The organism is Halopseudomonas sp. L-58, from assembly GCF_056859475.1.
Map to the genome: position 1 here is coordinate 1 of NZ_JBSXON010000044.1, position 10,418 is coordinate 10,418.

Genomic DNA, 10,418 nt, shown 5'->3' on the forward strand with positions numbered 1-10,418 from the left:
ACCAGCGACTGCTCGAACCCATCGGATATATACCGCCGGCAGAGGCTGAGGCAAACTACTATCGGCAACTAGCCAGTCAGGCTTCCAAGGTGGCGGCTTGACTTAAACCAAACAGCCTCCGCGAAACCCGGGGCGGTTCAACCTCAATCTTTAGCCCGATGTCTTGAGCCGAAGGGTAATGTCGCAGCAATGCTTTGGCCTGGCGCCGCATCAATTCGGGAAGTTCTGCATTCTTCGCAAGCTCCTGCAGAAATTCCCCGGTCTGTACCAAGCTACGAGTACGTTCATGGGGCATTGTCATTAGACTCTCCAAAAACAATCTGAGAAGACGCCAGCCCAAGCCACAAGGCTATAGGCTGGCTCAAACATCATGCCTTAGCGACCTGCCTGCCAGACCGAGCTTGCGCATCACGCTCCACAGTCTCAAGCACTATCAGGAGATCACGACGGGGACGGCATTCATCGTAGCCAGCCACAATGAGGGCACGGGCCTTGGCGACACCTTTCAGTACATCCTCGAATGCCGCGTATGTTGCACGCTTATCCCCATAATAAAGATCGTCGAGCCCGGTACCGTCAGGATGCTCAAGAAACGACCAATCATCCAGTCGAGAAATAGCGCTACTTAGCTTTTCAAGTACAGGGACGGACAGGTCAGACCATGCAAGGCCTCGAAGAATAATACCCAGCTCTTGATGCTGTTTAATCGACATCGGCTCTGCTGGCCGCCAGTCAGACGCTTCTCCGGGACGGCCACCGTAAGGGATCGCACCTGCACGCTGCCCAAAAGAAGGCTGAGGGCGACCGCGATAGGGTTTGCCGCTGGCAACCCGGGCAGGGCTATGAAAGTGCGAGCTATAGTCACCTGAGTGGGTATCCCAGTCGATTGAGGGCACCGATGCCATCTGTTCCACAATACCGGTAACTCGCTGCAAAAGATCAGAGTCGGCAGACAGGAAAAAAGGTACGCTACTACCCGGTAGGTACAAGCCGCCCCAATCAGGGGCCGTCTCTGTTAGCCCATGCTGTTCAATCCATTTTTTACGCTTCGATTCTTTCTCACTATAACGGGGTGGATAGGGTTCATCTAAGGCCAGCCAACCGCCTGTTGCACCATCTATCCAGAGACTGATGTGATCCCGACCAGGCAGCTCATGCAGAAACTCCACCCGACGCTTGTCAGCCTTTTTCCTCATAGACCGAAGCCCCGTAGCCACGCAGAACTGCAACTGCCGAACGGCATCAGTAATGCGCTTCATTGCTCTTTCTTGGGAAGTGGCATCTAACCTGCCACGCAAATGATCTTCGGATTCCAGCTCGAACCCTCCGAACATCCAATATCCCCTATCCTTCAAGGAAGGCAGAGCACTTATGGTGTCTGGCGGTAGCTCAACTTCGGCAGTGCAGCGGCCGGAAAAAGGATCTCCATCCCTATCATGCCAATATACAGTTAAATAAAGGGGCTGCAGAACAATGGGCTCGGCTTGGCTGGCGAGACGACGCCGGGCATGTTTGAAGTTTTGGTAGCCTGAAATCTGTGCGGCGACATCTAGCGCGATCGTATGCTTAATGCCACGTTCACGAACAATTTTCTTGGCAAGACGAGAAATACCACGAAGGGTGCTGGGCACGATATACAACGGATTCATATCTTTGCTCCTGTCCTTTTGGTAGCGTCACCCGTCTCCGCCACAAGGACCGAAGAAAATCGAATCGGTCATAATGCAAATCTAGAACAGTGCCGTTTCCAGCTTTGAATGACGGGTGTCATGCGCCTGTTGAGCACATATGCAAGGTATCACAACGCAGATAGGAACAACAAGCAGGACCCTCCATGAGCACACCCGCCTACCGGCTTGGGAGGGCAGTGATCGAAAGCACACAACGCTGCCACCGGAACTGCCCCGCCCCTCAGATCACCGTGCAGAGGCCAATGTACTTCCGCCATCTACGGGGCTTGATTCCGCTTACCGGGATTGCATGCCCAGCGCTTACCTTCTTGCTAGCTTCAAGAGCTGCTCCCTCGGCGGGCTGAGAAGGCCAGGCTGGTGCCCGCAATGCATTGGACAGAGTACGCCTGCTGCGCTAACAATCATGTTGATTGATCATCAACCCGCAAGTGAGGTGCCGAAGTGGCCCAAAAGTCCTTGAGCAACTTTATTCTCGACAACGCATGCTTGGCAGCTGAGCAGACTTTATTGGACCAACGCTTATTCATGGTTACAGGTGGCCAGTACCAGAAGCTGATGGACTTGCTGGAGCTGCCCGAACAGAGCAACGAAGGTTTACGTGATCTGTTCTCGCGCAAAGCCCTTTGGGGTACGAATTGACTGTCCGAAAGCCAGCTCTACTGGATACGCTGGCCCCCAGCACGCATCCGTCAAGGAGTCGCCCGGCATCCGTTCCCGGTAGGGATTCTTGCATTCCAAGCTGCCATTCGCCACACGTTGCAGGCTGCAGCAAAGTGGGGCTTACAAGATGGAATGCTCCGGATGCCTACCTCTCAACATCATTCGGCATGACCAAGCCAAAGCTATCGCTATCTTGGCTACTGACCTCATCGAAAAGCCTCTGAATTCGGTGCTCTTGCTTGAGGTAGGCGAGCGTCATAAAGAAGCAACCCTCACAGAGGCGCACTTCATAACGATCTCCGTCATGTATGGAACCATAACCCCAGTGCGCTTGCAGGAAACCACACTGCACTTCGCCGTGTTCGGTTTGCGTGGGGCTGTTGCATACATCGCACACAGTGACGGCATCAGCCCCTGCCTTGCTTTGGTCCATGACTTTCATTGCAGTGTTTCTCTGTTAGGTTTAACGAGTCAGATAGCTCAGTATAGGTTTGTCAGAACACCGTGCTTGCCGTGCTGGGGACAACCGTTCCGGAGAACGTGTCTATCTCTCCCAGCCACGGCAAAGCTCTCTCAGCCAAACCTCTACGGCGGCGTCAACAGCTCCGACTCCAGCTCCCAATCCATGAAGGGCAGCAACCTCACAATATTTCGCGCATCATCCACCCCCCGGTGATGCTTCCCCTCAAAAGCCAAGTTATGAAAAACCAGCGCATGAGCTAGACACCTACGCCGAGTGGAAGAAGGCCCGGGGGCATATCGACTACCACGTCGAGGTCGACGGGCATTACTACTCGGTACCCTATCAGTTGGTGAAGAAGCAACTGGAGGTGCGCCTGACGGCGCGCACCATCGAATGCTTCCACGCCAACCAGCGGCTCGCCAGCCACCAGCGCTCGATGCACAAGGGCCGCCACAGCACACAGACCGAGCATATGCCCAAGAGTCACCGAGAGCACGCCGAGTGGACCCCGCAGCGCTTGATCCGCTGGGCCGGGCAGACCGGACCAAACACCGCCGGAGTGATCACTCACATCCTCGAACGACGCGTCCATCCGCAGCATGGCTACCGTGCCTGCCTGGGCATTCTGCGTCTGGGTCAGACCTACGGTGAAGAGCGCCTGGAGCTAGCCTGCCGCCGTGCCCTCAGACTCGGCGCATGCAGCTACAAGAGCCTCGAATCCATCCTCCGTCAGGGCCTGGAGAGCCTGCCCCTGGCCCAACAGAATCTGCCCCTGCTACCCGATGACCACGCCAACCTGCGTGGCCCCGGCTACTACTACTGACCTCAAGGATACCCACCATGCTGACTCATCCCACCCTGGATAAACTCCAGACCCTACGCCTGCACGGCATGCTCAAGGCCTTGAACGAGCAACTGAAAACCCCGGACATCGACAGCCTGAGCTTCGAGGAACGCCCTCGGCCTGCTGGACGACCGCTACGGCCAGCGCGCTCGACCCTGGTGACCAGCCAAATGCCGGTGGATAACTGGCATGAACTGATCGGCGACCCGACCCTGGCCGACGCCATCCTCGGCCGTCTGGTGCACAACGCCTACCGGATCAATCTCAAGGGTGAATCAATGCGCCGTCGACCACAGCAGTTGACGGCACCGGGCACCTCGAAGTAACAATGCCATCCCTGCGTCGCTGCGCTCCGACTGCCTGGCCAGATGGCGTGGAATCCGCAATCACCACTACACTGTCAGTAGGTATAGACACGGAACACTGTTTAACCGTACAGTAAAGCCATCATTGTCGGCTCCCCCTCCTTTCCATCAATATTTCAATGGCAAGGGCGTCAGTTGGAGTGAGCCTTTGAGTACGTCGGCATGCCTCGGTTGAAACAAAGCACCCAGACTACAGAGATTACGCTCCACCCCGCTGCACTAGCTGCCCATACCTGGAGCAGAGAGTTACACCGCTGGTTCAACAGATCAGCACTTCCGGAAACCATGCGAAAAGCGTTGGCGCAACAACCGCTGCAATGCATCGCTACTCCCAGCACACTTGAGCTTTATGCTCCTCTCTGGACAAGCGTGCTATGGCAGACCGACCAGCCGCCCATTGGCACACTCTTAGTTTGCCTGACTCCAGATGAAATATCGGAAATAGAGATTGAGCGTGCTGCCTGGGTTTCGGTGCTTGGCGAGGTGTTCAACAGCCTCCACCCTCATGCAATATCAGACCTGCGGGATACACTGAAAGAGTCCATGTCGCATGGGCTGCACCGGGAACTGTTCAATACCAAAACGCTAAATGACAAGCTCATGTGCAAATGGACAGGTATCTCACGGGCAGCTCTCGGCGAACAACGGCGGCGGAAACGTACTCAACCGAGCCCGCCAGCAACTACGCAGGAAATAATCGATTTATTGAACCAGCCATGGGGTGGCGATGAATAGCCCGGACGGCCAAATAGCCTTTCTCGACGCCCTTATTCCAGTAGAACTTCCGGATACAGTACGGCAGACCTCTCTGGGTTATCTGCATCAACTCTGCCTACCACTACTTCAAAAGCACCAACGCGCTGGTGATATGCTGAACCTGCCCGCTGAATACCTCAGCTACTCCTCTCAGCACTTTCCCGCAGCCAGTACTGACAGGGCAGCCGCTCATAAAACCCTGGTCAGCTCAAAACTCTTGACGCTATCACCGTTCGCATCCGCATTGAACACCCCTTGGGACTACCTCCCCAACGCCGAGAAGTACGAACAGTGGTTGGGGCTAGTGATCCTGTGCTGCTGTAGTCTGCACATCAAAGGAGATCATAACAGTGCGATTGAATCGGCACTTCGGGAAATCCGCTTGATCGCAACAAGCGCCAAACATAAACCGTTGCTGGAGCTGCTACCGCCTCCACAAGATTTCGACTACCTCCTGCAATTGGACGAGCATCTGCATGAGCTACGGAAGAACTATCTCAACTTGCCTTCTGTACAACAGCTGGGGCTTGGCTATCTGGCTGTCGTAATCCGTAGTGTTGCGCGAAACCGGAAAGGGGTCATTCGCCAGCGCGGCGAATCTTCCAGCCCAACCTCAGTCCCCCCGGCTCCACAGACTGCAGCCAACTTATTCGTTCCGTTGGTCGATACCGGCGTGGATGACCCGGAGTTTCGTATTGAAAAGCTGACCAGCTTCAGCAAAAACAGTGAAAACGAGGATGAGCCGACAACAATCGTCACAAGCGTTCCCTATCGCTTTCACGATCGTAGCCTGCATAAAAAGGAAATCGCTCTTCAGGCTATTCACAGCATACGACTTGCTGAGCAAATGCGTGTGCGGCAACAATCGCTGCCCTGCTCTTTCGAACAGGCCTCCGAGTGGGACATCGAGCATCTGGTTACCCACGCATTGTCGGCTTTAACCAGAAATGACCATACCGCTGGCTGGGTGTTGTTATCGCTGCTAAGTGGACGGGATCCCGGCTGGCACCTTGCCAATGCACATAAAGTACAGATCACGATCATTAATCAGGTCCCTTGCCGTACCCTCACACATCAGGTGCCTGCAGGCCATCAGCCCAATCATCTGGACGCTCTGTTACCCGCTGTTCTGAATGCACTGCATCTTCCTCTACCCCAGCAAATGACTGCCTGGGTTGAGTCGGCGCCACTCCAAGCGCCGCTACCGACGGCGCAGGTACTACGCACCTGGCTGAAGGCTATCAACCAGGCACACAGTACCCGGCTGACCATTGGCAGAATTAACCGCTATATGGAGCATTGGTTCCTGAATCAGGGTACAGATCGCGCCGTTATTGCACTGATACGTGGTGACACTCATCAGGGACGCCCCAGCCTTTCCTATAGCCACCAGGCACGTACTGATGTACTCGCACACCACTATCGTTTCATCAACGCCGTGTTCGACCTCTCGGGGCAGCAAGCTTCGCTACCACCCATAACGGCTAAATCAGGTGCCCTCGGAAGCCGCCTGCACTTGCCCGGGCGGGTACTGCACAACCTGTTCAGCGTACTTGCTCAAGCGTTTAATTTGGAAAAAAATTTCGTTAATTTCCACAACAAATACGTAGTTTATGTGTGGGCACTTCTTTCGTTCGTGACAGGTCATAGAGACGTAAACGCCCCCATGGGCCTGCTGTCAGACCTGAACCCGCACCAGCAGACCTGGTGGATAAGTGACAAAGAACGAAGGCATGGCTTGGCTGCGCGGACGCTAGTCGTGCCTGCTACCGTTATTGAGCAAGTCACCTTATATAAAGAGCACCTCAGCAACGTCGCCAGCTACGCTCGCCTGAGTATTGCAACTGTATGCGCACGCTGCGAACGCACACTCAGCGGCGATGAGAATTTATTATTTTTTCTGGAAGAAAATGATGGAGCGATTGTACCTTTCGAAATTACCCCTTCCCGCCTGACGCTCATCCTGGGGGAGCAGTTGCCCTGGGCACGTAACTGGGGCAGGCACCACATGCGCAGTGAGTTGCTAAGACGCCAGGTCAGCCCGGAAGTGATTGATGGCTGGATGGGCCACGAAGAGTTGGGCGAAGAAGCAATGGGACCATTTAGCCAACTGGGCATGAGCCAGCTCCGGCGTGTAGCTGACGTAATTCAAGCAGTCCTCACTCATCATGAAATCAAGGCGCTCCCCGGATGGAAAACCCGCTGACTGCTGATGCCCAGCAAACCGATAGGAATGTTCGTCTTGGACGCGATAGCCGCACCGCAGCGAGGCGCCGTGAGGACGAAAGAACCATCCAAGCTGCGCTTACTATTCTTCAGGAAATCATCCCGAGACTATTCAGAGCACAGCCTGACGCAAGCCAGTTCGCAGAATTCTGGCCAAAAGCCGATAAGGCCATTGAGCAGCACTTGGGCAACCCCACAGCGTACCGCCGGGTTTACAGCTGGATCAGAAAGCAATTAGAAGCTGGAAATCAGGCCGGAATCTGGGTCATCGATATCCCGCCACCCATCGTCACTCTCCGCCAACGCAGATCCACACGAACTCTGCGACGACATCAACACGCCAGGCTTGTTGCGCTGGCGGAGGACAGCTGGAAAACGAGGTTAACAACAGCAAACTCTGTTAGCCCGTCAGGGCAGTTGGCAAGACTGCTCCTGTCTTCGATCATGTATGGCGGATTAAACCGAGCACTGCTGTGGCCAGCTCTGGCTGAGGCACTTAACCAACCCAAACCACTATGCGGTAACAGTTCACTCTGCTGGATTCCCTTGCACATACCCCCAGGGCAAGGCTGGGCCAGCAATCGAAAGCAACCGGATGATAGTGCAGACTCGGAAAAACCAGTCTGCGAGGTTCACTACTTTCCCGACTCGATTACTCTGGGTCTGTTACGCCAGTACCTGAGCAGCAAAGATGGAAAAAAACCGCAGGCTCCGGGCAATCTATCGGCCTGCCTTGAACTTATCAATAAAGAGCTGAAAGCATCCTTCACCCAACGCCAGCTTGAATGGGGTGGCGTGACGATAGCTGAAAGCCAACCAGGCGTTGAGTTACCGCAAGTGCTGGTTGAATATGCGACGGGGAGACAGCCGAGTAGCAGCCTACCCGCGTGTTATTGGAATCGTTTGCTACGACCCAGCATCGGCCCATGCGGTGAGTATCTACTTGCAGATTTTGCGGTTTTCAGCGGCCCCGTATCCCAGCTGAGCAGGACACCTACCAAGAAGCAGCGCCGCCCCCATATATTGTCCAAACTGACGCGCATATTCAAAGTTGATCCCGCCAAGCCCAGGACCAAGCGCCAATTGATCACCGAGCTCGCTGCGCTGGCAGACGAGTGCGGGAAAGTCTCTGAGCAGGTGCTGCTTGGCTGGCTAATTCATCATCTCAATGAGCGTGGTAATGCTGAGTCCACCGCGCGGCGATACATGAATACAGTAGCAGCGGAGTGGCTGAACGCCACAGAGCCGCATGACCTGCTAAGTTTTGACCAGGAAGACTTCCAGTCGCTGTACTCGCACATACTGGACACGCAACGCAGTCAGAAGGAACGCGCATACCGCGCAGGGCGATTGGAGGATCTGCACCAGTTTGGTGTTCAGACAATGGACTTTCCGCCACTCCATGAGCCATTGCAAGAAGGCTCCGGTACCGCTCCTCATGTCAGCGCCGCTATCGTGGATGAACCTCTTTTTTCTGGGCTGCTATTACAATGCGACCAGTTCAAGGATATAACTCCGCTTCACCGCACCATGCTCAAATGTTTTCTGATCATGGCTTTCAGGACAGCCCTGCGTCCTGGCGAAATAGCCAAGCTGCGCTTGCGAGATATCGAGCCTTCCCCAGATGCTTGGTTGTTTGTTCGCGACAACAAGCACGGCAGCAACAAAACGGCAGCAGCGTTACGCAAGGTCCCCCTTTTCCCACTGCTGACAGAACCAGAAAGTCAATTGATGCGCGACTTTATCGGAAGCAGGCGCCTTAATAGCCAAAGCAGTGCAGAACTGCTGTTTCACCAACCGGACAACCCAAGAGAACCCCTGGATACGAGAACACTGTCCATCGTAGTGAAAAAAATTCTTGCGGATTTGAGCGGTGGCCTCTACTACCGGCTTTACCATCTGCGGCACAGCGCCCTGACACGCCTTCAGCTATTGATACACCATGATCAGGTTTCACTCCCAGCTGAAGTCGACACACTTATGCCCTACCCGCCCATGCATCGGCAAAACTTGCTGGAAAAGATCTGTGGCCAAGGTCGCCTGAGGGACCGATACCAGGCAATCGCCGTTCTGGCCGGTCATAGCAGCCCCGGTATTACCCTCAGCACCTACATGCACTTCAGCGACCTGCTGCTCGCTCTACACTTGAAGAAAAATAGACGCAGCCTATCCAGCACCGAAGCTTTCGCGCTGCTAGGCCTACGACGCCACCGTATCAGCCACATGCGTAGTAACAACTTGTCAGTCACACCAGCAGCATTAACAGGCTATCTGCACAAGCGGCTCACTCGATTTATTCAAGCCCCGCAGCCCATCCGGAGTAATGACAAGCTCCGATCTATTCAAACAGCCAAGATGCGTATGGATCAGACAGCTTATATCAAAGCCCTGGGTGTGTTGGGCAAGATCCAATCTGGGCAGGACCCTGCTGAAACGGCGGTGTACTACCAGCTGTCCACAGCGCAAATCGAGCATTGGCACCAAGCAGCATTAGCTTTACGAGAACTGGCAACCGACAAAAACGCATCGCGTTTATTCCCTAAAAGCCGCCGTCATCAATTGCTGCCGCCAGAACCTGTCGACGTATCAGAAAAACGTGACCTGGCCGCCGCGCACCATCATTGCCGAAAACTCTTTGCAAAAAGCCATAGCCGCCCTGAGCTGCTTTGGTTGATCGAGTACACCTTGACCCACATCAACAGCGCTCACTCCGGCATCAGTTTCCACAGTGCCCAGGACTTTAGACGGTACATGAAGACAGTGACCCAGGTATTTGAGTGGCCGCGCTGGCGTTTGCATATTGGTGTTATGGACACCGAGGTCTTATCGCAGTGGCGCTGCGGTGCCCTGCTGATGGAATACAGGCTGATGAAACAAAAGGCAAGATTCGCCCATGGAAAAGGGATACTGAAACTCCGCCACCCGGAGGAAAAAGGACGGACGGAAGCAGGTAAGAAAGGATACTCATCGCACACGCTTATCACCTTGTTCCATCGACTGGCTATCGTCCTATTTGCACCTGATGAGATTCGTGCTTGGCAAGGCTGAAGCGCAATCCGGCAATTACCTCATGGAAATAGCTCAGACCTCTGACTCTCCAGAAGATAAGCGTCCAGTGATGTCACCGCCGGAGTAATACTGACCCACCGAGCATAACCAACCTATCCTGCCAGAGGGGGCAGACTCAAAACCTGAATCTCTAAGCAGCTCCATCAGCAGCTGAAATTCCCCATGCACATCCGAACAAATCCAGTCATCACCGATTGGATTAAGGGTTCTTCGACGTTTCATGTGGATTTAGCCTGATCGAGCAAGCGACCCACCGGGCTGCCAATCAAGTAAATCATGGCAATGAAGTTGGCCTCATTTCTGTATCCGCGGGCACGTGATCGGGCTGCCTGGAATAAACCGTT

At 54.5% G+C, this 10,418-nt stretch carries 7 protein-coding genes and 2 pseudogenes; 6 read left to right on the top strand and 3 right to left on the bottom strand.

Annotation, left to right across the window (positions count from 1 at the left end):
- Positions 1–76: 76 nt before the first annotated feature.
- Both AC13EY_RS04890 and AC13EY_RS04895 read right to left on the bottom strand, forming a co-directional pair.
- A complete protein-coding gene (locus AC13EY_RS04890; protein WP_482875919.1) occupies positions 77–301 on the bottom strand; it encodes a BPSL0761 family protein in 225 nt (74 codons plus the stop codon).
- 67 nt (positions 302–368) lie between these two features.
- On the bottom strand, positions 369–1,649 hold the full coding sequence (locus AC13EY_RS04895; protein ID WP_228246815.1) for a hypothetical protein: 1,281 nt from the start codon (positions 1,647–1,649) through the stop codon (positions 369–371).
- Between the two features lie 483 nt (positions 1,650–2,132).
- Here AC13EY_RS04895 and AC13EY_RS04900 point away from each other — a divergent pair, with 483 nt between their 5' ends.
- A complete protein-coding gene (locus tag AC13EY_RS04900) occupies positions 2,133–2,330 on the top strand; it encodes a type II toxin-antitoxin system TacA family antitoxin (RefSeq protein WP_228246816.1) in 198 nt (65 codons plus the stop codon).
- Positions 2,331–2,496: 166 nt separating this feature from the next.
- Here AC13EY_RS04900 and AC13EY_RS04905 read toward each other — a convergent pair whose 3' ends face one another.
- Positions 2,497–2,793: a hypothetical protein gene (locus AC13EY_RS04905; RefSeq protein WP_228246817.1), complete on the bottom strand. Its 297-nt coding sequence runs from the start codon at positions 2,791–2,793 to the stop codon at positions 2,497–2,499.
- Between the two features lie 286 nt (positions 2,794–3,079).
- Here AC13EY_RS04905 and AC13EY_RS04910 point away from each other — a divergent pair.
- The 5 genes and pseudogenes from AC13EY_RS04910 to AC13EY_RS04930 all read left to right on the top strand — a co-directional run.
- A pseudogene (locus AC13EY_RS04910) lies at positions 3,080–3,637 on the top strand (Mu transposase domain-containing protein); the annotation flags it as partial.
- 126 nt (positions 3,638–3,763) lie between these two features.
- Positions 3,764–3,984, top strand: a pseudogene (locus AC13EY_RS04915) (ATP-binding protein); the annotation flags it as partial.
- Positions 3,985–4,308: 324 nt separating this feature from the next.
- Positions 4,309–4,758 carry a hypothetical protein gene (locus tag AC13EY_RS04920; protein WP_482875922.1) on the top strand — a complete coding sequence of 150 codons (450 nt, stop codon included), beginning with the start codon at positions 4,309–4,311 and terminating at the stop codon, positions 4,756–4,758.
- The gene (locus AC13EY_RS04925; RefSeq protein WP_482875923.1) at positions 4,751–6,985 is read left to right on the top strand and encodes a hypothetical protein; all 2,235 of its coding nucleotides are present in this window, start codon (positions 4,751–4,753) and stop codon (positions 6,983–6,985) included. Before AC13EY_RS04920 ends, AC13EY_RS04925 begins: the two co-directional genes overlap by 8 nt.
- Positions 6,970–10,053 (top strand): tyrosine-type recombinase/integrase, encoded by a 3,084-nt coding sequence (locus AC13EY_RS04930; protein ID WP_482875924.1) that lies wholly within the window; start codon positions 6,970–6,972, stop codon positions 10,051–10,053. Before AC13EY_RS04925 ends, AC13EY_RS04930 begins: the two co-directional genes overlap by 16 nt.
- Positions 10,054–10,418 lie beyond the last annotated feature (365 nt).

Excerpts from the sequence above, each read along its gene's own strand:
- AC13EY_RS04890 (WP_482875919.1), bottom strand. The coding sequence starts at position 301 with ATGACAATGCCCCATGAACGTACTCGTAGCTTGGTACAGACCGGGGAA.
- AC13EY_RS04895 (WP_228246815.1), bottom strand. The coding sequence starts at position 1,649 with ATGAATCCGTTGTATATCGTGCCCAGCACCCTTCGTGGTATTTCTCGT.
- AC13EY_RS04905 (WP_228246817.1), bottom strand. The coding sequence starts at position 2,793 with ATGAAAGTCATGGACCAAAGCAAGGCAGGGGCTGATGCCGTCACTGTG.
- AC13EY_RS04920 (WP_482875922.1), top strand. The coding sequence starts at position 4,309 with ATGCGAAAAGCGTTGGCGCAACAACCGCTGCAATGCATCGCTACTCCC.
- AC13EY_RS04925 (WP_482875923.1), top strand. The coding sequence starts at position 4,751 with ATGAATAGCCCGGACGGCCAAATAGCCTTTCTCGACGCCCTTATTCCA.
- AC13EY_RS04930 (WP_482875924.1), top strand. The coding sequence starts at position 6,970 with ATGGAAAACCCGCTGACTGCTGATGCCCAGCAAACCGATAGGAATGTT.